At 72.4% G+C, this 22402-nt stretch carries 19 protein-coding genes; 8 read left to right on the top strand and 11 right to left on the bottom strand.

Annotation, left to right across the window (positions count from 1 at the left end):
• Positions 1-18: 18 nt before the first annotated feature.
• On the bottom strand, positions 19-744 hold the full coding sequence (locus tag EZM51_RS06655; protein WP_136707469.1) for a hypothetical protein: 726 nt from the start codon (positions 742-744) through the stop codon (positions 19-21).
• 61 nt (positions 745-805) lie between these two features.
• Here EZM51_RS06655 and EZM51_RS06650 point away from each other — a divergent pair, with 61 nt between their 5' ends.
• The gene (locus EZM51_RS06650; RefSeq protein ID WP_136707468.1) at positions 806-2245 is read left to right on the top strand and encodes a PLP-dependent aminotransferase family protein; all 1440 of its coding nucleotides are present in this window, start codon (positions 806-808) and stop codon (positions 2243-2245) included.
• Between the two features lie 53 nt (positions 2246-2298).
• Here the strand turns inward: EZM51_RS06650 and EZM51_RS06645 are convergent, their stop codons facing one another.
• A complete protein-coding gene (locus EZM51_RS06645) occupies positions 2299-3648 on the bottom strand; it encodes a chaplin family protein (protein WP_136707467.1) in 1350 nt (449 codons plus the stop codon).
• Positions 3649-3746: 98 nt separating this feature from the next.
• On the bottom strand, positions 3747-4811 hold the full coding sequence (locus tag EZM51_RS06640) for a hypothetical protein (RefSeq protein WP_136707466.1): 1065 nt from the start codon (positions 4809-4811) through the stop codon (positions 3747-3749).
• Positions 4812-4934: 123 nt separating this feature from the next.
• Here EZM51_RS06640 and EZM51_RS06635 point away from each other — a divergent pair, with 123 nt between their 5' ends.
• Entirely contained in the window at positions 4935-8078 is a 3144-nt protein-coding gene (locus tag EZM51_RS06635; RefSeq protein WP_136707465.1) for an efflux RND transporter permease subunit, read from the top strand.
• A 166-nt stretch (positions 8079-8244) separates the two neighbouring features.
• On the opposite strand, the gene EZM51_RS06630 is transcribed toward EZM51_RS06635, so the two are convergent.
• The 4 genes from EZM51_RS06630 to EZM51_RS06615 all read right to left on the bottom strand — a co-directional run bounded on the left by EZM51_RS06630 (position 8245) and on the right by EZM51_RS06615 (position 12750).
• The gene (locus EZM51_RS06630) at positions 8245-9552 is read right to left on the bottom strand and encodes an RNA polymerase sigma factor (RefSeq protein ID WP_136707464.1); all 1308 of its coding nucleotides are present in this window, start codon (positions 9550-9552) and stop codon (positions 8245-8247) included.
• The gene (locus tag EZM51_RS06625; protein ID WP_136707463.1) at positions 9552-9989 is read right to left on the bottom strand and encodes a YciI family protein; all 438 of its coding nucleotides are present in this window, start codon (positions 9987-9989) and stop codon (positions 9552-9554) included. The genes EZM51_RS06630 and EZM51_RS06625 overlap by 1 nt, the downstream gene beginning before the upstream one ends.
• 116 nt (positions 9990-10105) lie before the next feature.
• Positions 10106-10474 carry a nuclear transport factor 2 family protein gene (locus EZM51_RS06620; protein WP_169053811.1) on the bottom strand — a complete coding sequence of 123 codons (369 nt, stop codon included), beginning with the start codon at positions 10472-10474 and terminating at the stop codon, positions 10106-10108.
• Positions 10475-10656: 182 nt separating this feature from the next.
• Positions 10657-12750 carry a heavy metal translocating P-type ATPase gene (locus EZM51_RS06615; protein WP_248305529.1) on the bottom strand — a complete coding sequence of 698 codons (2094 nt, stop codon included), beginning with the start codon at positions 12748-12750 and terminating at the stop codon, positions 10657-10659.
• Positions 12751-13060: 310 nt separating this feature from the next.
• Here EZM51_RS06615 and EZM51_RS06610 point away from each other — a divergent pair, with 310 nt between their 5' ends.
• The 6 genes from EZM51_RS06610 (at position 13061) to EZM51_RS06585 (ending at position 19433) form a co-directional block, all read left to right on the top strand.
• On the top strand, positions 13061-15913 hold the full coding sequence (locus EZM51_RS06610; RefSeq protein WP_136707460.1) for a cation-translocating P-type ATPase: 2853 nt from the start codon (positions 13061-13063) through the stop codon (positions 15911-15913).
• Between the two features lie 61 nt (positions 15914-15974).
• Positions 15975-16961, top strand: a complete 987-nt coding sequence (locus EZM51_RS06605; protein WP_136707459.1) for an NAD-dependent epimerase/dehydratase family protein — start codon at positions 15975-15977, stop codon at positions 16959-16961.
• Positions 16962-17033: 72 nt separating this feature from the next.
• Positions 17034-17315: an SHOCT domain-containing protein gene (locus tag EZM51_RS06600; protein WP_136707458.1), complete on the top strand. Its 282-nt coding sequence runs from the start codon at positions 17034-17036 to the stop codon at positions 17313-17315.
• 68 nt (positions 17316-17383) lie between these two features.
• Positions 17384-17923: a GNAT family protein gene (locus EZM51_RS06595; protein WP_169053810.1), complete on the top strand. Its 540-nt coding sequence runs from the start codon at positions 17384-17386 to the stop codon at positions 17921-17923.
• Between the two features lie 86 nt (positions 17924-18009).
• Positions 18010-18948, top strand: a complete 939-nt coding sequence (locus tag EZM51_RS06590; RefSeq protein WP_136707456.1) for an arginase family protein — start codon at positions 18010-18012, stop codon at positions 18946-18948.
• Entirely contained in the window at positions 18948-19433 is a 486-nt protein-coding gene (locus EZM51_RS06585) for a histidine phosphatase family protein (RefSeq protein WP_136707455.1), read from the top strand. The genes EZM51_RS06590 and EZM51_RS06585 overlap by 1 nt, the downstream gene beginning before the upstream one ends.
• A gap of 127 nt (positions 19434-19560) precedes the next feature.
• Here the strand turns inward: EZM51_RS06585 and EZM51_RS06580 are convergent, their stop codons facing one another.
• From EZM51_RS06580 to EZM51_RS06565, 4 genes are all read right to left on the bottom strand, one after another.
• Positions 19561-20277, bottom strand: coding sequence for an ATP-binding cassette domain-containing protein (locus EZM51_RS06580; RefSeq protein WP_136707454.1), 717 nt, complete (start codon positions 20275-20277; stop codon positions 19561-19563).
• Positions 20278-20282: 5 nt separating this feature from the next.
• Positions 20283-21056 carry an ABC transporter permease gene (locus tag EZM51_RS06575; RefSeq protein ID WP_248305528.1) on the bottom strand — a complete coding sequence of 258 codons (774 nt, stop codon included), beginning with the start codon at positions 21054-21056 and terminating at the stop codon, positions 20283-20285.
• An 80-nt stretch (positions 21057-21136) separates the two neighbouring features.
• Complete coding sequence (gene modA, locus EZM51_RS06570; RefSeq protein ID WP_136707452.1) at positions 21137-21916, bottom strand: molybdate ABC transporter substrate-binding protein; 780 nt, start codon at positions 21914-21916, stop codon at positions 21137-21139.
• Positions 21913-22329 carry a helix-turn-helix transcriptional regulator gene (locus EZM51_RS06565; RefSeq protein ID WP_136707451.1) on the bottom strand — a complete coding sequence of 139 codons (417 nt, stop codon included), beginning with the start codon at positions 22327-22329 and terminating at the stop codon, positions 21913-21915. Before EZM51_RS06565 ends, modA begins: the two co-directional genes overlap by 4 nt.
• Between the last annotated feature and the right edge of the window lie 73 nt (positions 22330-22402).

The raw sequence follows: 22402 nt of genomic DNA, 5'->3' as shown, positions 1-22402 counted from the left end.
CCTCGGGGGCGATCCGCGTCAGGAGGCGGGCGTGACGGATGCCACGGGGCCGGTCGGCGTCGCGGCGTCGCGGCCCGTCGTGGCCGTGGCCGGAGCCGCGGCGGCGGCCTGCGGCATCCGACCCGATGGTTTCTTGATCGCGAAGAGCGGGATCGTGACGCCGCAGAGCGGACCGATGAGCAGCGCGAAGGCGAGCGTGCCGATGCCGACGTTGCCGCCCAGCAGCCAACCCGCGGCGAGCACGACGACCTCGATGCCGGTGCGCACGATCCAGATCTTCCAGCCGGTCACGCGGTGCAGGCCCGTCATGAGTCCGTCGCGCGGCCCGGGTCCGAAGTGGGCGCCGATGTAGAGGCCGGTGGCGATCGCCAGCACGACGATGCCGGCCGGGAGCAGCAGTGCGCGCACCCAGAGGTCGAGGCCCGGCGGGATGAGCCACAGCCCCACGTCGGCGAACGGGCCGACGAGGAGGGCGTTCATCACGGTGCCGAAGCCGGGCTTCTGGCGGATGGGTATCCACAAGAGCAGCACCACGGCGCTCGTGACGACGGTGATGACACCGAACGACCAGCCGGTCTGCTTCGCGATGCCCTGGGTGAGCACGTCCCAGGGCGCGACCCCGAGCTCGCCGCGCACGATGAGGGCGATGCCGATGCCGTAGAGGAACAGCCCGACGAACAGCTGCGCGAGGCGCCGAACGAGCAGGGCGGGGGATTCGGCGGGGCGGGTGGGTCGGCGAGACATGATGCAATCCAATTGCAAGATTGGCCTTTTCGCAAAGAGCCAATCGACGTAGAGTGGCCTCATGGCCGACCTGACGCTCACCGCGCGCTCCCTCCAGCTGCTGCTCGGCGACTGGCGAGGTTCGGGCAGCGCCTACGAAGCGCTCGCGGAGCGCATCCGCCTGCTCATCCTCGACGGGCGCATCGCGGTCGACACCCGGATCCCGGCGGAACGCGAACTCGCCGAGCGGCTCGGCCTCAGTCGCACCACCGTGACGGCCGCCTACCGCCACCTTCGCGAGCAGGGCCTGCTGCACAGCGTGCGCGGCTCCGGCAGCGTCGCCCGCCTTCCGGGCGCCCCCTCGATGCTCCCCGCACCGCCCGAGATCGAGTACGTCGACTTCTCCAAGGCGTCGCCGCCCGCGCTGCCCTGGCTTCCCGAACTCGCCCGACAGGCAGCCGACGACTTGCCGGCGCACCTCTCCGGCTCGGGCTACGACCCCATCGGAACGCCCGGGCTGCGTGCTGCGATCGCCGACCGGTACACGGCGCGCGGGCTGCCGACGGCCCCCGAGCAGATCCTGGTGACGATCGGCGCCCAGCATGCCATCGCCCTGCTCTCCCGCGCGCTCCTCGGCCGCGGCGACCGCGCCCTCATCGAGGTGCCGACGTATCCGCACGCCTACGAGGCGCTCCGCGCCGCGGGCGCCCGGCTGGTGCCCGTGCCCGCCCCGCCCTGCGGCTCGGGCGCCGACGAACGCGAGGAGACCGCCGCACTCGTGCAGGCGATCCGGCACTCCAACCCGGCCATGGCCTACCTGATGCCCGACTTCCAGAACCCGACCGGCCGCACCCTCAGCCGAGAGGCCCGGGCGCGCGTGCTCGACGCCGCCGCCAGCCAGGGCACGGTCGTCGTGGCCGACGAGACCACCGCCGAACTCTCGATCGACCGGCCGGGCGAGTTCCCGCCGATGGCCGCCGACGGGCAGGCGGTGATGATCGGCTCGGTCGGCAAGTCGATCTGGGGCGGCCTGCGCGTGGGCTGGATCCGAGCCGAGCGACCCCTGATCCGACGCCTCCTCGCGGTGCGCTCGCCGGGCGACCTCGGCACCCCGATCCTCGAGCAGCTCCTGGTCACGCGGGCGCTCGCGCGCATGGACGAGGTGCTCGACCTGCGCCGCGAGCAGTTGCGCGCCGGGCGCGAGCGGCTCGAGGAACTCCTCGCGGATGCGATCCCAGAGTGGGAGGTGCCGCACGTCGACGGCGGCATCGTGACGTGGGTCGGCCTCGGCGCGCCGGTGAGTTCGCAACTCGCGCTCGCCGCACGCCAAGAGGGGCTCCTCGTGGCCGCCGGCCCGCGGTTCGGCATCGACGGCGCGTTCGAGCGGTTCATCCGCCTGCCGATCTGCTACTCCCCCGAGACCACGGATGCCGCGGTGCAGGCGCTCGCCCGCGCCTGGCGGTCGCTCGCGCGCACGCCCGTCGCCGAGCCCGAACCCGACCTGCTGGCCTCGGTGGTCTGAGCTGACGTGCGGGGAGACCCGGTGCCGGTAGGGCGGCACCGGGCTTCACCCGATCAGCGGCGGAAGGCGAACTTCCGCACCGCGACGAGGGCCAGACCCGTGAGCACCAGGACCAGCGCGAGCCGCTCCCAGAATCCCGAGTCGAGTCCGGTCGACGCGAGTGCCGCCGAAGCCGACGTCATCGACGTGGACGACGAGACGCCCGTGGAGCCCGAACCCGAGCCGCCGCCACCGGGGGTGACGGGTGTCGTCGGGTCGGTCGGGTCCGTGGGGTCGGTCGGATCGGTCGGGTCGGTCGGGTCGGTCGGGTCGGTCGGGTCGGTCGGGTCGGTCGGATCGGTCGGATCCGTCGGGTCGGTCGGGCCGACGATGACCGTCGAGCCGTCCGTCACGCTGTCGCCGATCACCGAGATCGCGTTGCCGCCGATCGTGATGGGCAGGGACAGGTTCGGAATGAGCTGTGTTCCCCCGAGCAGCCCACCCGTTCCGTCCGTCGTCGCCGAACCGCCCCCGGTTCCCGTCACGACGACCGTCTCGGCGTCCGACGACGTGCTGTCGCCGATCACCGAGATCGCATTGCCCCCGACCGTGATCGGCAGGTCGATCGTCGGCAGCACCTGGGTGCCGCCGAGGATCGAGCCGATGCCGCTCGTGGTCGCGTCGGTGCCGCCGGAGCCCGTGCTCGACTCCACCGTGGTGGTGGCGTCGTCGCTCGACGAGTCGCCGATGACGGAGATGGCGTTGCCGCCGACCGTCACCGGGACCGACACGTCGATGATGCCCTGGGTGCCGCCGAGGATCGAGCCGACGCCGCTCGTGGTCGCGTCGGTGCCGGCGGAGCCCGTGCTCGACTCCACCGTGGTGGGGGCGTCGTCGCTCGACGAGTCGCCGAGGACGGAGATGGCGTTGCCGCCGACCGTCACCGGGACCGACACGTCGATGATGCCCTGGGTGCCGCCGAGGATCGAGCCGTCGCCGCTCGTGGTCGCGTCGGTGCCTGCGGAGCCCGTGCGCGACTCCACCGTGGTGGTGGCGTCGTCGCTCGACGAGTCGCCGATGACGGAGATGGCGTTGCCGCCGACCGTCACCGGGATCGACACGTCGATGAGCGCCTGGCTGCCCGAGCCGATGCCGCCGTCACCCGAGGTGACGGCGACCGGCCCGGAGTCGCCGGTGCCGGTCGCGACGTCGGTCGTGGCATCCGACGACGACGAATCCCCGATGACGGAGATCGCGTTCCCGGCGAGCGTGATCGGCGCCTCGATCGAGATCCCGAGTTGCGTGCCCGACAGGATGCCGTCGTCGCCGCTCGTCTCCGAGGCGTGCGCGACGCCGGCTCCGAGGAGCGTGAGCCCCCCGGTGAAGAGGGTCGCGTAGAGCGCCCTCAGCATCAATCGCTTCATGTTCCAGTCCTCCTGACTGATGGGAAATGTCGCTCCCGGGCAGGGAGCGATGACCGTGTCCACGTGCACGCGGGCGCGTGCAGGCGGAGCGGCCCCCGTCAGTCAGGGGTGGTGTCGGTGTCGTACACCGGCGACGACGGAAGTTCGTCGTCGACCGCGTGCAGCACCAGCGACGCGAGTGCGTCGAGTTCGAGCGCGGCGAACGCCGCGTCGGAGGTTCCGGATGCCCCGCCCGAGCCGCTTGCACCGGCCGAGCCCGAGCCCGAGCCCGAGCCCGCGCCACCGGCGGGCGCAGCGAGTGTCGGCGGAAGCGTGCCGCCCGGCGGCGCTCCGCCATCGGCGGGCAGGATCGTGCCCACGTCGTCGAGCGGCGGGTCGCCGTCAGCCGTTGTCGACGCACCGGACGCCCCCGGCGGGAGCGCGAGACCCGCGACGCCCTGCGGTGCGGCGTCGGCCGGTGCGGGCGTGACGACACCCGGGTCGCCCGGCTCTGCGGGTCCGGCCGGTCCACCCGGAACCTCGGCGTCGCCGGGCAGGATCGGGACCTCGGGAAGCTGCGGGAGCACGCCGGTGCCGTCCGTCGGCAGGCCGCTCGTCGAGCCCACGACCGCGCCGAGCGTGTCGTCGACGGCGCCCGTGAGCGGGTCGATCACGCCGCCGAGGGTGTCGTCGCCGAGCACGTCGCCGACGATCGGCACCGCGCCGATCACGCCGTCGAGCGTGCCCGTGATCGGATCGGCGATCGCGCCGACCGTGCCGCCGCCGGCGACGTCGGAGAGCGAACCCGTGATGCCGTTGACGACCGTCGCGACGGTCGTGTTCACGCCTGAGATCGTGCCGTTCGCGGCATCCGTCGTCGTGTCGACGACCGCCGGGACGACCTCGGCGACCGGCTCGGGGGCCGCGTCGACGACCGGTGCGAGAACCTGTCCCACCGGCTCGACCACCTCGCCCAGCGTGTCGCCGAGCGTCGACGTGACGGTGGTGACGCCGCCGAGCAGCGAGCCGGTCGTGCCGAGCAGCCCGCTCGGCTCCGATTCCTCGGCCGACGCGCTCGAAGCCGTCGAGAACAGGCTGAGCGCGAGCCACACCACCGAGATCGTGGCCCCGAGCAGGGCGTAGCGGAGCCACGGCAATCGCCGCCCGGCGTCCGCTGACGTCATCCGCTCACCCCCCATGCCGTTCCGACGTTAGCGGTCTCGGCGTGCCCGAGTCCAGCATCCTCGCCGGAGTATTCACAGCGGCCCGTGACATCCGGGCGGCCATGCCCCTGCGAGAATCGGGGAATGCACCTGCTTGCCGCCCTCAGCATGAAGAACCGTGCGCTCATCGCACTCGTCACCGTGGTGGTCGCGATCTTCGGCGGCATCTCGCTCATGAACCTCAAGCAGGAGCTCGCGCCGTCGATCGCGTTCCCGCAGCTGTCCATCGTCACCGCGTATCCCGGCGCCTCCCCCGACGTCGTGAACGCCGACGTCTCGACGCCGATCGAGACCGCCATCCAGGGCATCACCGGCCTCGAGACCACGTCGACCACCAGCTCGACCGGGCTCTCGCGGGTCACGGCGAGCTTCACCTACGGCACCGACCTCGCGTTCGCCGAGCAGAAGCTCCTCTCGGCCGTCAACCGCATCGCCCCCGACCTTCCCGAGGACGTCGATCCGCAGGTACTCGCCCTGAGCCTCGACGACTTCCCCGTCATCGCCGTCGCCGTGACGGGGGTCGACGACGTGAGCGCCCTCTCAGACGAGATCACGCGCACCACGCTCGGCGAGATCAACGACCTCGACGGCGTGCGCGAGGCGTCGCTCATCGGCGACGTCGGCCAGCGCGTCACCATCACGCCCGAGCCGGCCGAGCTCGCCGCGCGCGGGCTGACGCAGCAGGCGATCCGCGAGGCGCTGCAGCAGAACGGCCTGCTCGTCCCCGCCGGCACGATCACCGAGGGCGACTCGACGTTCGCGGTGCAGGCCGGCGTGCGGCTCGGCAGCGTCGACGACGTCGCCGCGCTGCCGCTGGTCGGCGCGCCCGCGGCCACGAGCATCGGCGACGTGGCATCCGTCGAACTCGCCGACAACCCGGTGACGAGCCTCTCCCGCGTGAACGGCGAGCCCGCCCTCACGATCTCGGTGACGAAGCTCCCCGCCGCCAACACCGTCGAGGTGTCGAACGCCGTGCGGGCGCTCCTGCCCGATCTCGAGTCCTCACTCGACACCACGAACCCGGGCGCGACGTTCACGGTCGTGTTCGACCAGGCGCCGTACATCGAGCGGTCGATCGAGGCGCTCGCGACCGAGGGCATGCTCGGCCTCGCGTTCGCGGTGATCGTCATCCTCGTGTTCCTGATGTCGATCCGGGCGACGCTCGTCACCGCGATCTCCATCCCGACATCGGTGCTCATCACGTTCATCGGGTTGCAGGCGGCCGACTACACGCTCAACATCCTCACGCTCGGCGCGCTCACCATCGCGATCGGGCGCGTGGTCGACGACTCGATCGTCGTCATCGAGAACATCAAGCGGCATCTCGTCGAGGGCTCCGACAAGGCGTCGACGATCATCCACGCCGTGCGCGAGGTCGCGGGCGCCATCACGGCGTCGACCATCACGACCGTCGCCGTGTTCCTGCCCATCGCCCTCGTCGAGGGCGTGACGGGCGAGCTGTTCCGGCCGTTCTCGCTCACGGTCACGATCGCGCTCCTCGCGTCGCTGCTCGTCTCGCTCACCATCGTGCCGGTGCTCGCGTACTGGTTCCTGAGGCCGGCGAAGCTCCACAAGCACGAGGACGCGGCCGCGGCCGCGGCCTTCGTCGACGAGACCGGCCCCGCGGCCGCGTCGACGGGCGCAGCGCGCACCGCCGACGAGCTCGAGCACCCGTCGCGCCTGCAGCGCGGCTACCTGCCCATCATCGAGTGGACGCTGCGGCACAGCGTGGCGACGATCATCATCGCCGTGCTCATCCTGGGCGGCACCATCGCCCTCACGCCGTTCATGAAGACGAACTTCCTCGGCTCCTCGGGCCAGAACACGTTCCAGGTCACCCAGGAACTCCCCGTCGGCTCGAGCCTCGAGGCCATGGACGAGGCGTCGCAGCCCGTCGAGCAGGTGATCCGCGAGACGGAGGGCGTCGAGACCGTGCAGACGTCGATCGGCTCCGGCGGGCGCGGCCTCGCGGCGGTGCTCGGCGGCGGGGGCGGCGCCACGGTCACCTACTCGGTGACCACCGACGAGGACGCCGACCAGGAGGAGCTCCAGGCGTCGGTCCGCGCGGACCTCGACGACCTCGACGACGTCGGCGAGATCACGCTCGCCGCATCGAGCGGGTTCGGCGCGTCGACCGACATCGAGGTCGACGTGACGGCGTCGAACGCCGAGGACCTCGCCGCCGCGACCCAGGCGGTGCGCGACGAGATCGAGGGGCTCGACGCGCTGGCGCAGACCACGTCGAACCTGTCGGAGTCGCGCCGGTACATCGCCGTCGAGGTGAACCGGGCGGATGCCGCGGCCGCAGGTTATTCGGAGGTCGCGCTCGGCGGATACGTCTCGGCCGCCATGCAGCCGCAGTCCGCCGGATCGGTCGTGATCGACGAGAAGACGCTCACGATCTACCTGGCCACCGAGAATCCGCCCGCCACGGTCGAGGAGCTCTCGGCCCTCGACGTGCCGACCCCGGCGGGGATCGTGCGACTCGACTCGCTCGCGACCGTCGGCGAGGTCGACGGCCCGTCGACCGTCACCACCGTGCAGCGCCTGCGCAGCGCGACCGTGTCGGCGACGCCGAACGACGAGGACCTCGGCACCGCGAGCGCCCAGGTGGCGCAGGCGATCGAGCGCGCCGACCTCCCCGCCGGCGCGACCGCGTCGATCGGCGGCGTCTCGGCCGACCAGGCGGAGTCGTTCTCGCAGCTCGGGCTCGCCCTCCTCGCGGCCATCCTCATCGTGTACATCGTGATGGTGGCGACGTTCCGGTCGCTCCTGCAGCCGCTGCTGCTGCTCGTCTCGGTGCCGTTCGCGGCCACGGGCGCGATCGCGCTGCAGGTCGTCACGGGCATTCCGCTCGGCGTCGCATCGCTCGTCGGCGTGCTCATGCTCGTCGGCATCGTGGTGACGAACGCGATCGTGCTCGTCGACCTCGTGAACCAGTACCGCGACCGCGGCATGAACGTGCGCGACGCGTTGCTGCACGGCTCATCGCGTCGTCTGCGGCCGATCCTCATGACGGCGCTCGCGACGATCTTCGCGCTGCTGCCGATGGCGCTCGGCGTCACCGGCCACAGCGGCTTCATCTCGCAGCCGCTCGCGCTCGTGGTGATCGGCGGCCTCGTGTCGTCGACCGCGCTCACGCTCATCGTGCTGCCCGTGCTGTACAACCTCGTCGAGGGCGCGCGCGAGCGTCGGGCGGCGCGGCGTGCGGAGGCGCTCGCGGGTTGAGGGCGCGGCGGCCTCGGCATCGCGGTCGACCCTTCGTCTGGACCCGAATCGAGAAGGCGCAGATGCAGGGTGCGACCCTGCATCTGCGCCCGCTCGAATCCGGCTCGGTATTCCGCCGCCCAAGATCGGCCCAGGGTGCAGGTTTCGAGACGGCCGGGGCGGCCTCTCAACCCGCGGAGCCGCGGAGGGCCGCCGCCTTCGCGAGGAGCGCCGCGCGCTCGCGCTCGTTTCCGGTGAGCCGGGCGGCCGTCTCGAGTTCGCCGCGCGCCTCCTGCGCGCGCCCGAGCCGGGCGAGCAACTCGCCGCGCACCGCGGGGAGCCCCGGATACCCGGCCAGCCGGCCGCTGCGCTCGAGCTCGTCGACGAGGCGCAACGCGCTCGCGGGCCCGGTGGCCATCGCGACGGCCACGGCGCGGTTCAGCTCGACCACGGGTGACGGCGCGAGGCGTCCGAGCGCCTCGTAGAGCACCACGATGCGCGCCCAGTCGGTGTCGGCGGCGGTCGGCGCGACGGCGTGGCACTCGGCGATCGCCGCCTGGAGCCCGTACGAGGCGCGGCCCCGGCCGACGAGGTCGGCCCGGGCGAGGGCGATCCGCCCGCGCTCGATCTGCGCACGATCCCAGCGGCTGCGGTCCTGCTCGTCGAGGGGGATCGGGGTGCCGTCTCGCCCGACGCGCGCGGCGAACCGCGACGCGTGGAACTCCATGAGCGCCACGAGCGACCACGCCTCGGGCTCTCGGGGCATGAGGTTCGCGACCACGCGGGCGAGCCGCAACGCCTCGGCCGAGACATCCGGTCGCACCCATTCCTCGCCCGAGGCCGGCAGGTAGCCCTCGTTGAAGATCAGGTACAGCACGCTCAGCACCGAGCCGAGGCGCTCGGCGTAGTCCTGCGGCTCGGGCACCGCGAACGGCACGTTGGCCGCCGCGAGGGTCTTCTTCGCCCGCACGATGCGCTGCTGCACGGTGGCGACGGGCACGAGGAACGCGCGCGCGATCTCCTCGCTCGAGAGGCCGCCCACGATCCGGAGCGTCAGCGCGATCTGCGCCTCCCGCGAGAGCACGGGGTGGCACGCGACGAAGACCAGTCGCAGCACGTCGTCGTCGATGGTGTCGGGATCGAAGAAGTCGCCGGATGCCTCGCCGCCCTGCTGCTCGAGATCGCGCGCCATCGCCGCATACCGGTCGTCGAGTCGTTCGCGGCGTCGCCAGCCGTCGATGGCGCGCCGCTTCGCGACGGTCGTGAGCCACGCGCCGGGGTTGTCCGGCACGCCCTGCTCCGGCCACTGACGGAGCGCCTCGAGCATCGCCTCCTGGGCGAGGTCCTCGGCCTCCCCGACATCGCCGGCGAAGCGCGTCAGCGTGGCGACGATGCGGGCCGATTCGATGCGCCAGACGGCGGCGAGGGCGCGCCGGGCCCGGTCGGCGTCGGCGTCGGACGCCGACTCGACCGAGCCCGAGGCATCCGCGTGCATCACTCAGCCGGTCGTGCCAGTTGGCCGGCCTCGGCCTCGGCGCGCCACTCCGCTTCCTTCTGGATCCACTCGTTGTCCTGCGGGAAGTCCTCGAGCTCGGTGACGCGGCGCACCTCGAGCCGGGCCCCGGGGCCGAGCGGGCAGCGCTTGGCCCACTCCGCGGCCTCCTCCTTGCTCGACACCTGGAGGATCCAGAAGCCGTTGAAGAGCTCCTTCGCCTCGGCGTACGGGCCGTCGGTGACCACGGGCGGCGTCGAGTCGAAGTCGACCACGAACCCCTCCTTCGCGTCGGCCAGGCCCTCACCGGCGAGCAGCACGCCGGCCTTGATGAGGGACTCGTTGTAGCGGCCCATCGCGGCGATGACCTCGCTGAAGTCCATCTCCTGGTACGCCTCGAGGCCCTGCTCGTTGGCCCGCATGATCAGCATGTACTTCATCGTCTTCTCCCTTGTCGGTGCGGGCCGAACTGCCCGCCTCACCCTGGCGTCGAACGGGAGACGTCCCGGATCGACATGGGCGCGAACTTTTCTCTCGTCGATGCGCCCGCGTCGGCTCAGGCCACCCCGGGGCCGAGCGGCGTGCCCTGGTGGAACACCAGTTGCGGGCGCCCGTCGGCGATGCGCCACAGCGAGCTGCGCCGGCTGCGTTCGCCGTTCGCGTCGAGCGTGTAGGTGAGCAGCGCGAGGTCGGATGCCACGAGCTCGACGTGCTCGCCCGTGACGACGGCCGACTGCAGCTCGACCGCGTCCGAGCCCGTCATCACGTCGATGAGCTCGTCGCGCGTCCAGAGCCGTCCGCTCTTGCCGACCTCGCGGAACGATTCGTGCAGGAGTTCACCGAGCGATTCGGGGTCTCGGCGCACCTCGGGTTCCAGCAGCCTGCGTTCGGCGCCCGCGACGAGCACCGCGATCGAGTCGTCCATGACCAGCACGCTACCCGTCCACGCGGCAGGTGCCCAGAGCGGGGAGCGAAGCGGGGGGCGAAGCGGGGAGCGAAGCGGATGCCACGCCAGTGCAGGAGAATGGGCCCCATCCTCGCCCTGACGGGGGATGGGGCCCATTCTCCTGCAGGAGCTCGGGGATCACTCCTGCAGGAGCTCGGGGATCAGCTCGCGCGCTCGAGTACTGCCCGCGTCGACTCCTCGGGTCGCAGGTCGAGGCGACGCAGCAGCTGCGCGTTCGCCGCGACGATCACGGTCGACAGCGACATCAGGATCGCGCCGACCGACATCGGCAGCACGAAACCGATCGGCGCGAGCACGCCGGCGGCGAGCGGCACCGACACGAGGTTGTAGCCGGCGGCCCACCACAGGTTCTGCGTCATCTTGCGGTAGCTCGCGCGCGACAACTCGATGACCGAGACCACCGAACGCGGGTCGCTCGACGCGAGGATGACGCCGGCCGACGCGATCGCGACATCCGTGCCCGCACCGATCGCGATGCCGACGTCGGCCTGTGCCAGCGCCGGCGCGTCGTTCACACCGTCGCCGACCATCGCGACCGAGAGGCCTTCGTGCTGGAGTTCCTGCACCTTGGCGGCCTTGTCCTCGGGTCGCACGCCCGCGAAGACGCGATCGATGCCGAGCTGGCCGGCCACGGTGCGGGCCACCGGCTCCGCGTCGCCCGTGATCATCACGACGCTCAATCCGAGGGCGTGCAGGGCGTCGACCGCCTCCTTCGACTCGGGTCGAACCTCGTCGGCCAGGGCGATCGCACCGGCGACCTCGCCGTCGACCACGACGTGCAGCACGGTGGAACCGCGTTCCGCCCACTCCCGCGACTCGGGCAGCGACTCGAGGCCCTCGCGGGCGAGCATGCCCGGCCCGCCCACGTGCACGGTGCGCCCGCCCACCTCGGCACTCACGCCGATCGCCGCCGATGCCTCGAATCCGGATGCCGCCGCCAGCGCGAGCTGCCGGTGGCCGGCGTGCGAGACGATCGCCTTCGCGAGGGGGTGCTCCGAGTCGTGCTCGGCGGATGCCGCGAGCGCGAGCACCTCGTCGAGGTCGTGACCGGCCGCGGCCGCGACATCCGTGACCGCCGGCTCGCCCTTGGTGAGGGTGCCGGTCTTGTCGAAGAGCACCGCGTCGACCGTGCGCATGGTCTCGAGCGCGAGCCGATCGGTGACGAGCACGCCGCCGCGGGCCGCGCGTTCGGTGGCGATCGACACGACGAGCGGGATCGCCAGGCCGAGGGCGTGGGGGCAGGCGATCACGAGCACGGTGACGGTGTGGACGACGCCCTCGTCGGGGAGTCCGATGGCCCACCAGACGGCTGCCGTGATGGCGGCGGCGCCGAGCGCGAACCAGAACAGCCAGCCGGCCGCTCGATCGGCGATGCGCTGTGCGCGCGAGCTCGAGGCCTGCGCCTCGGCGACGAGTCGCTGGATGCCGGCGAGCGCGGTGTCGTCGCCGATCGCGTCGACGCGTACGCGGATCGCGGTGTCGGTGGCGACGGTGCCGGCGACGACGTGGTCGCCGGGGCCACGGCTCACCGTGGTCGACTCGCCCGTGATCATCGACTCGTCCATCGCGGCCGTGCCGTCGATCACGTCGCCGTCGGCGGGCACGCGTCCGCCGGGCCGCACGATCACGATGTCGCCGACGACGAGGTCGGACGGCGAGACGATCTCGGTCCCCGAGCCTGCCGAGGGGCCGGTGGTCGAGTCCGTCACCACGCGCTCGGCCTCGTCGGGCAGCAGCGCGGCGAGTGCGTCGAGCGCCGACGAGGTGGCCGCGATCGAGCGCATCTCGATCCAGTGGCCGAGCAGCATGATCACGATGAGGAGCGCGAGCTCCCACCAGAAGTCGAGGTCGTGCGGCAGGATGCCGAGCGTCGCCCCGAGTGAGGCGAAGTACCCCACGGTGATGGCGAGGCCGATGAGGAGCATCATGCCGGGCTTGCGGGCCTTCAGCTCCGACCAGGCGCCGGTGAGGAACGGCTTCCCGCCCCAGACGTACAGGACCGTGCCGAGCACCGGCGAGATCCACGAGACCAGTGGAGCGTCGGGCAGGGAGTAGCCCAGGATCGCGGCGAACATCGGGCTGAATGCGATCGTCGGGATCGCGATGACGAGCATGATCCAGAACAGGCGGCGGAACTGGGCGACATGGTCGCCGTGCCCGCCGTGCCCGCCGTGCCCGGCCATGTCGTGGCCGGCGTGCGCGTCGTGGCCGGCGGGTGCGCCGGGGGCGGACATGCCGTGCTGCGCGTGGCCGGCGTGGTCGGTCATCTCGGCCACGTCGTCCATGTCGTGGCCGGCCGGGTCGTGGGCTGCGTGCGCGTCTGGGGTCGAGTGCGCGTCGTGGCCCTCGTGCCCGGTGTGCCCGTCGTGGTGCTCGTGCATGTCATCTCGGGTCATGCTCATCGATCTTCCTCCGTTGCCACCCGGTCCGCGAATACCCCCTATGGGTATCACTCACCCACGACAACGCGTCGCCTCGCCGATCTGTTCCCGCATCGGCGAGGGAATTCCGGCCGCTCCCGCCGGAGCTTGCGAGGATGGAGGCATGACGAGCCCTCGGGAAGCGTCCGCCGACACGTTCGACCCGGTGCGAACGGATGCCGCGGACGTCGCGCGCGTCATGGGTGTGGACCCCGAACGCGGACTGACGTCGGCCGAGGCATCCGACCGGTTCGCCGAGCACGGCCCGAACGAGCTGCGGAGCGTCGCGCGGAATCCGCTCTGGCGCCGGGTGGTCGCCCAGTTCACCGACCCGCTGATCATGCTGCTGCTCGCCGCGGTGGTGATCTCGCTGATCGCATGGATCATCGAGGGCGCCGAGGGCTGGCCGATCGACGCGACCGTGATCCTCGCGATCATCCTGCTGAACGGGGTGCTCGGACTCGTGCAGGAATCGCGAGCCGAGCGCGCCGTGGCCGCGCTCGCCGTGATGACGCAGGCGCATTCCACGGTCCTCCGCGACGGTGAGCTGCGCACCGTGCCGAGCACCGACCTCGTGCCGGGCGACGTGCTGGTGCTCTCCGAGGGCGACCAGGTCGGCGCCGACGGCCGCCTGTTCCGGGCGAGCTCGCTGCGGATCGCCGAGGCGTCGCTCACCGGCGAGAGCGAGGCCGTCGAGAAGCGGGTCGACACGATCGACGCGGTGGTGCCCCTCGGCGACCGGTTCGACATGGTCTACAAGGGCACCGCGGTGAGCCGCGGCACCGGGCGCGCGGTCGTGACGGCCACCGGCATGTCCACCGAGATGGGTGCGATCGCGACCATGCTCGACGAGACGCTGGAGGAGCCCACGCCGCTGCAGAACGAGGTCGCCCACCTCGGTCGCATGCTCGGCCGCATCGTCGTCGTCATCGCGATCGTCGTGATGATCACGGTCGCACTCGTGCAGGGCATCGACTCGGCGGCCGACCTCGTGACCGTGCTGCTGCTCGGCGTCTCGCTCGCCGTCGCCGCCGTGCCCGAGGGGCTGCCGGCGATCCTTTCGCTCGTGCTCGCCCTCGGCGTGCAGCGCATGGCGAAGCGGAATGCCGTGGTGAAGAAGCTCTCGAGCGTCGAGACGCTCGGATCGGCATCCGTCATCTGCACCGACAAGACCGGCACGCTCACGACGAACCAGATGACCATCCAGCGGATCGTCACCGCCTCGGGCACCGTCGACCTCGAGGGCGTCGGCTACGCACCCGTCGGTCGCGCGATGTCGAGGGGTGCGGAGCTCGGCGAGGGCCCCCTGCGCGCCGAGGCGCAGATCGTGATCGGCGTCGGGTCGCTCGCGAACGACGCGCAGCTCACCGAACGCGATGGCGTGTGGGAGATCGAGGGGGACCCGACCGAAGCGGCATTCCTCGTCGCGGCGGGCAAGCTCGCCGGCACCGCGGAGGAGGCGGCCCGCTACGGCCGCGTCGGCGAGGTGCCGTTCAGCTCCGAGCGCAAGATGATGTCGACGGCCCACCGCCACGAGAGCGGCGACCTCGTGGTGCTGAGCAAGGGCGCGCCCGACGTGCTGCTCAGGCACTGCACGCGGCTGCAGGTCGGCACTGAGATCGTGCCGCTCGACCCCCTCCGGCGAGCCAGGTGCCTGGCCGACATGGAGGCGCTCTCGGAGGAGTCCTTCCGCACCCTGGGAGTCGCGTACCGGCCGGCGCCCGAGCTCGCCGCCACCGGCGAGGCAGCGGATGCCGCGTCCTTCGACGAGTCCTCGGAGGAGGATCTCGTCTACGCGGGCGTGGTCGGCATCATCGACCCGCCGCGCCCCGAGGTGCGACCGGCGATCGCCGAGGCGCACGCCGCCGGCATCCGGATCATCATGATCACGGGCGACCACCCCGCGACCGCGAGCCGCATCGCCCGCGACCTCGGCATCATCGACGACGAGGGCATCGCGCTGCCCGGCGCGCGCATCGACGGCATGGACGAACACCAGTTGCGCGACGCCGTGCGCACCGCGTCGGTGTTCGCCCGCGTGGCGCCGCAGCACAAGCTGCGCATCGTCGACGCCCTGCAGGCCGACGGCCAGGTCGTGGCCATGACCGGCGACGGCGTGAACGACGCGCCCGCGTTGAAGTCCGCCGACATCGGCATCGCCATGGGCATCGCGGGCACCGAGGTCACGAAGGAGGCGGCCAAGATGGTGCTCGCCGACGACGACTTCGCGACCATCGTGCACGCCGTGCGCGAGGGTCGGGTGATCTTCGACAACATCCGCAAGTTCCTGCGCTACCTGTTGTTCTCGAACATGGGCGAGGTGCTGACGGTGTTCCTCGGCGTCGTCTTCGCCGGGGTGCTCGGATTCACCGATGCGGGCGGCGACGGGCTCGTGCTGCCGCTCCTCGCGACGCAGATCCTGTGGATGAACCTCGTCACCGATTCGGGACCGGCGCTCGCGATGGGCGTCGACCCCGAGATCGACGACGTGATGGCACGCCCGCCACGTGGCATCCACGATCGGGCCATCGACCTGAGCATGTGGATCGGCATCGCCACCACGGGCCTCGTGATCTCGATCATCACGCTGCTCACCATCGACATCTTCCTCCCGGGCGGACTCATCCCGGGCGGCACGGACTCCTTCGACACCGCACGCACCGCGGGCTTCACGACGCTCGTGTTCGCCGGGCTCTTCACGGCGTTCAACGCGCGTTCGGCCACCACCAGCGCGTTCCGCGCCCTGTTCGCGAACCGGTGGCTGTGGGGCGCGGTCGCGCTCGCGGTGCTCCTGCAGATCGCGGTGGTGTCGCTGCCGCCGCTGCAGGTGGCGTTCGGCACGCAGAGCCTCGACCTCGAGCACTGGCTCGTGTGCGCGGCCATGGCCTCCGTCGTGCTCTGGTTCGAGGAGTTGCGCAAGCTCGGCATCCGCATGATCGAGCGACGGCGATCGGATGTCGCGGGCGGGGCCGGCTGAGCGGGTTCGCGTTGCGAGAACAGGCGGGCGCGGGGCATCCGTCCCGTGCTGGGATGAACGCATGGACCTGCTCATCCTCGGTGGCACGCAGTGGCTCGGACGGGGACTCGCGCGGGAGGCGCTCGCCCGTGGACATCGGGTGACGTGCCTCGCGCGCGGCGAGGCGGGCGGCGTCGCCGAGGGTGCGCGCCTGGTGCGGGCCGACCGCTCGGCGCCCGGCGCCTACGACGACGTTGCCCGCCGGGAATGGGACGCCGTGATCGACGTGACCCGCCAGCCCGGATTCGCGCGCCGCGCCGCGGCCGACCTCGCACCGCACGCCAGGCACTGGACGTTCATCTCGTCGGGGAACGTGTACGCCCGGCACGACGAGCCGGGGGCCGACGAGGCCGCCGACCTGATGCCGCCGCTCGAGGCCGACGTGTCGACGCCCGAGACCTACGGCGAGGCGAAGTCGGCGATCGAGCTCGCCTACCGCCAGGCGCTCGACGATCGGCTGCTCGTCATCAGGCCCGGCCTGATCGCGGGCGCCGGTGATGCCTCGGGACGCAGCGGGTACTGGGTCGCGCGCGCCGCCCGCGACGACGGGCCGATGCTCGTGCCCGACATGCCCGAAGCTCCCGTGCAGGCGATCCACGTGGGCGACCTGGTGCGCTTCACGCTCGACGCGGTCGAACGCGGGCTGACCGGCCGGTTCAACGCGGTCGGCGACCGGATCACGTTCGCAGACTGGCTCGAGCGCTCCCGGGCGATCGGCGGGCACCGCGGCGAGGTCGTCGCGGCCCCGACCGCGTGGCTCGCGCAGCGGGGCGTCGCCGAGTGGTCGGGGACGGACTCGCTGCCGCTCTGGATCATCGACCCCGAGTGGAACGCGTTCCTCGACCGGTCGAACGCGGCCGCCCGGGCCGCCGGGCTCCGGCTGCGTCCGCTCGACGACCTGCTCGAGGACGTGCTCGAATGGGAGGTCGCGCAGGGGCTCGGCCGCCCGCGCGGCGCGGGTCTCAGCGCCGAGCGCGAGCGCGAGCTGCTCGCGGCGCTTCGAGCCTGACGCCCGGAGCGGCCCGGGCGTAGCATGAAGGCGGAGCGGCTCCGCTCCGCCCGGCATCGGAGGTGATGCTGCATGATGTGGGACTACGGCTACGGCATGGGCTGGGGCTGGATCCTGATCCTGTTCGGACTGCTCGCGCTCGCGGCGCTCGTCGTGCTGGTGGTGCGGTCGTTCACGTCGGGCTCCTCGGGGCCGCCCGGGTCGCCCCCGTCGCATGGACAGCCGCCGCGGAGCGACGCCCGCGCCATCGCCGAGGAACGGCTCGCGCGCGGTGAGATCACGCCCGACGAGTACCGCGAGATCCGGCGTGCGCTCGACGAGACGTCGTCGCCGCCTCCACCGCCCGCAGGCTGACGGTCTGAAAGCGGCATCCGCATGGTCCATGGCTGCATCGGCGCGCGTACGCATCGAGGGGCGATCCAGTGCTGAGGGGCGAGAAGACGGTGCTCACGCCGGTGCGCGAGGCGGATCTGCCTGGGTTCTACGAGGCGCACGTCGACATCAGGAGTCGCGGAGCGTTCTTCCCCATGGGCGTCCTGTCCGAGTCGACGATGCGGGCACGGTTCGCCGAGACCGGGTTCTGGGAGCGCGACGAGGGCACACTGCTCATCCGCAACCATGACGGCGAGATGGTCGGTCATATCGAGTTCTTCCCCCCGGTCGGCTACTGGGACGCGTTCGAGTTGTCGTACCAGCTCTACGATCCCGTGCACGCAGGTCGCGGGTACACGACCGAGGCGGTGCAGCTGCTCGTCGACTACCTGTTCGCCAGCAAGAAGCAGCACCGCATCCAGCTGGTCATCGCCCCCGGCAACGTCGCGAGCAAGCGCATCGCCGAGAAGTGCGGATTCAGCTACGAGGGGCTGGTGCGCGGGGCGTTCTTCAACGACGGACGGAACCACGACGTGGAGCTGTACGGGTTGGTTCGCACCGATCCGCGTCCATGGCACGCCGGGCGCTGAGGGTCGGGTCATGCACGCTGGTCTGGAATCGCAGACATCGCGGTCGAGGGGTGCCTCGGCCTGCGACATCCGGCATTGCTAGCGTCATGACCATGGCGAAGCTCTCGCACGACCCCCTCTGGCCCCGCGCGGGCGGCTGGCCCGCGCTCGCCGACCTCGAACCCGAGGAGACCGCCGACCTCGCACTCCTCGGCGTGCCGGCCTGGCGCACGTCGCTCTCGCCGACGGGCGCGCACGCGACCCCGGCGGCGATCCGCGAGGCGCTCGCCCGCTACAGCCCGGCGCTCATGCCCGATCGCGGCGTGGACTCGAGGGAGGAGGCCGAGGACCTCGACGTGCTGACCCTCGTCGACGCGGGCGACGTCGATGAGCCCGACGGCCCAGAGGGGGAGGCCCGGGTGCGCGCCGCGGCGGCGACCGCCGCCGCGCGGTCGAGCGTCGTCATGGCACTCGGCGGTGACAACTCGCTCACGATGCCCGTGGCGCTCGGCGTCTGGGGTGATCGGCTCCGCACCGGCGGGCTCATCACGCTCGACGCGCACTACGACCTTCGCGACGGCGTGAGCAACGGGTCGCCCGTGCGACGGCTGATCGAGGCCGGGCTCGACGGTCGGCGGGTGGTGCAGATCGGCATCGCCGATTTCGCGAATTCGCGCCACTACGCCGATCGAGCCGAGGAGTTCGGCATCACGGTCGTGCATCGCGACGAGCTGCATCGGCGCCCGATCGCGGACGTCTTGGCCGAGGCGCTCGAGATCGCCGGCGCGGCGGGCGGACCCGTCCACGTCGACCTCGACGTCGACGTGTGCGACCGGTCGGTGGCGCCCGGCTGCCCCGCCTCCGTGCCCGGTGGCATCTCGGCGTGGGAGCTGCGAGCGGCGGCGCGTGCGGCCGGTGCCGCACCGCTGGTCGAGTCGGTCGACCTCGCCGAGGTGGATGCCACGGCCGACGCCCCCGACGGCCGCACCGTGCGGCTCGCCGCGCTGTGCGTGCTCGAGGTGGCGACCGGGGTCGGGTTGCGCTGATGAAGACCCTCGTGCTGGTGCGCCACGCGAAGTCGAGCTGGGATCACCCGGGCCTCGACGACCACGAGCGGCCCCTCAACGACCGCGGCCGCCGTGACGCGCCGAAGATGGGCCGGCGGCTCGCCGAGCAGGGACTCGTGCCCGACCTCATCCTGTCGAGCACGGCCGTACGGGCGCTGACGACGGCGCAACTCATGGCACAGGCGCTGGGCATGGACCGCGACGGGATCGTCGCCGACGAACGGCTCTACGCGACCTCGGCGGCGGGCCTGCTCGACGTCATCGGTGAGCTCGACGCCTCGGTGGGCACGGCGTTCGTCGTCGGCCACAACCCCGAGATGACGTCGCTCGTGCACCGCTTCACCGACGAGATCGGGCACATGGCCACGTGCGCGGTCGCCGAGCTCCGGTTCGACGCCGATGCGTGGAACGAGCTCGACGAGGGGCTCGTGCGCGGCGTGCGGTTCGACACGCCGCGGTCGTAGCGCCCGGCGCGCCGCCTCGAGAGCCGGTGGCGGTAGCCAGAGCCGGTGGCCGTAGCCAGAGCTGGTGAAGGAGAATCGGCCGGATGAGCCGTGTGGGAGCTTGTCGCGGCAATTCTCCTGCACGAGCTCAGTCGTGGGATGCCGCGAGCATCCGGCCCACGTACGGCGTCGCCGGCGCGGCGCGCAGGTCGGCGAGCGTGCCGCGCTGCGTCACCCGCCCCGCCTCGAGCACGAGCACCGAGTCGGCGAGGGCCGCGGCATCCGCCGGGCTGTGCGTGACGAGCACCGTGGCGCCGCCGAACTCGCGCACGTGCGTCGCGAGCTCGTCACGCATCTCGGCGCGCACCTCGACGTCGAGCGCCGACATGGGTTCGTCGAGCAGCAGCACCTCGGGCTCGGCGGCGAGGGCCCTGGCGAGCGCCACGCGCTGTGCCTGCCCGCCCGAGAGCTCGGCGGGGAACCGCTCGGCGAGCAGGGTCAGGCCGTAGCGTTCGAGCCAGGGCTCGGCGGCGGCGCGGGCGGCCGCGCGTGAGCCGCCCCGCATGCGGGCCGCGAACGCGATGTTGTCGCGCACGTCGAGATGCGGGAACAGCACGTAGTCCTGGAAGACCACGCCGATGCGCCGCGCCTCGGGCGGCAGCCCGTCGATCACCCGGTCGCCGATCGAGACGCCCCCGGCGTCGAGCGGCACGAGCCCCGCGATCGCGGCGAGCACGGTCGACTTGCCGGCCCCGTTCGGTCCGATGACGGCGAGCGGATGCCCCGGCGTCACGTCGAACGCGGCCTCGACGTGCAGGCCGCCGCGTGCGACGTGCACATCGGCGTGGAGGACGGGCCGCGGCATCCGGGTCATCCGCGCACTCCGGGCAGCCACCGGTCGCGGAGCCCGATGAGCACCGCGATCGACACTGCGAGCAGGAGCAGCGCCAGCGCGATCGCCTCGTCGGGATCGGACTGCATCGCGAGGTAGCTCGCGATCGGCAGGGTGCGGGTGACCCCCGGCAGCGACCCGGCGAACGTGATGGTGGCGCCGAACTCCCCGAGGGCGCGGCTGAAGCAGAGCACGGCGCCCGCGGCCACGCCGGGTGCGACGAGGGGGAGCGTCACGTGCCGGAACACCTGCCACCGCGAGGCGCCGAGCGTCGCCGCGGCGAGCTCGGTTCGGCGGTCGGCCGTGCGCAGCGCGCCCTCGACGGCGAACACGAGGAAGGGCAGCGCCACGAAGACCTGTGCGATGACGACCGCCCCCGTCGTGAACGGCACCGTGATGCCGAACCGGTCGTCGAGCAGGCCGCCGACGACGCCGCGACGCCCGAGGAACTGCAGGAGCGCGATGCCGCCGACCACGGGCGGGAGCACCAGGGGCACCGTGACCGCCGCGCGCAGGAGCCGCCTCGGCAGCGACGGCCAGCCGCTCGCGCGCGCGAGCACGGCCGCGAGCGGTACCCCGAGCACGAGACACAGGGCGGTCGCGGCGAGCGCGGTGCCGAACGACAGCACGAGGGCCTGCAGCACGGACTCGCGGGCGAGGAGCCGGGGCAGGTCGGCCCATGGCGCGCGCAGCACGAGCGACACCAGCGGCAGCACGAGCAGGGCGAGGGCGATGGCGGCCACGGCGGCGATCGGCCACGCGAGGCGGCCGCCGGGGCGGGGCGTGCGGCGACGTGCGGGCGACGTGCGGACGGGGCGCGGGCCGGGTGCCGTCACGGTGCCCCGAATCCCGCGGCGTCGAGCGCGGCGCGGCCCTCGGCGCCCGCCACGAACGCGACGAACTCGGCGGCGGCGTCGGGGCTCGCGGCATCCGTCATCACCGCGATGGGGTAGCGATTGACGACGGATGCCGCGCCGGACACCTCGATGCCCTCGACCGCGTCGCCCGCAGCGATCACGTCGGTGCGGTACACGAGGGCGGCGTCGACCTCGCCGAGCACGACCTTCGTGACGACGCTCGTCACGTCGGCCTCGAGCGTGTCGGGCGCGGCGGTCACCCCCTGCCGCGCGAGCAGGTCGACGGTGGCGGCGCCGCAGGGCACCGAGTCGTCGCAGAGGGCGACGCGGAGTTCGTCACGCGCGAGGTCGTCGAGGCCCGACACGCCGGCGGGGTTGCCGGCCGGCACCACGAGCTGGAGGGTGTTCGTCGCGAACACGACGGGAGGGCCGGCGAGTCCCGCGTCGGCGACCGTCTGCATGGGCGCCTCGGCGGCCGACGCGAACACGTCGGCCGGTGCGCCCGCCACGATCTGCTGGGCGAGGGCGCCGCTCCCGCCCGAGCTCAGCACGACCTCGACGCCCGGGCGCGTCGCCTCGAACCGCTCGGCGAGCACGTCGAACACGTGCGTGAGGGAGGCGGCGGCGAAGACGGTCACCGTCGACGGCGCGGCATCCGATGACCCGGGTTCGGGCGTCCCGCCGGTCGCGCACCCGGCCAGGGCTGCGGCGACGGCGAGCGCGAGCACCGGCGCCGGCGCGCGGTGACGTCTCACGAGTCGGGCCCCGGCGGCAGCTCGATCGACACGGTGGTGGCCTTCGCGCTTGCCGCGGCGAGCATGCCGGGCTCGAGGCCGAGGTCGTCGGCGGCCTCGGCGCTCATGAGCGAGACGACGCGGAACGGGCCCGCCTGCAGGTCGACCTGTGCCATGACCCCGTCGCGCCGCACGCGGGTGACGAGGCCGACGAAGCGGTTGCGTGCCGACGCCCGCGCGAGCGGGAACGCCTCGGCGAGTGCGCCGCCGGAGCCGAGTTCCTCCATGAGCGGCACGAGGTCGGCGCCCTCGACGACCCGCCTGCCGTTCGCGCCGCGGGTCACCGCGAGCCGGCCCTGTTCGGCCCAGCGCCGCACGGTGTCATCGCTCACGCCGAGCAGCGCGGCGGCTTCGCTGATGCGGAACTGCGTCATGATCTGGTCCGCAGATGCGTGTCCATGCAGGCATTCTATCCGCGACCGCGGAGGTCCCGAGAGATCCCGTTGC

Origin of the sequence: Agromyces sp. H66, from assembly GCF_004959775.1 — a bacterium.
In the GTDB taxonomy this organism is placed as follows: Bacteria; Actinomycetota; Actinomycetes; order Actinomycetales; family Microbacteriaceae; genus Agromyces.
The sequence above is the reverse complement of the archived record's forward strand: the minus strand, read 5'-3'. Positions and strand labels throughout refer to the sequence as shown.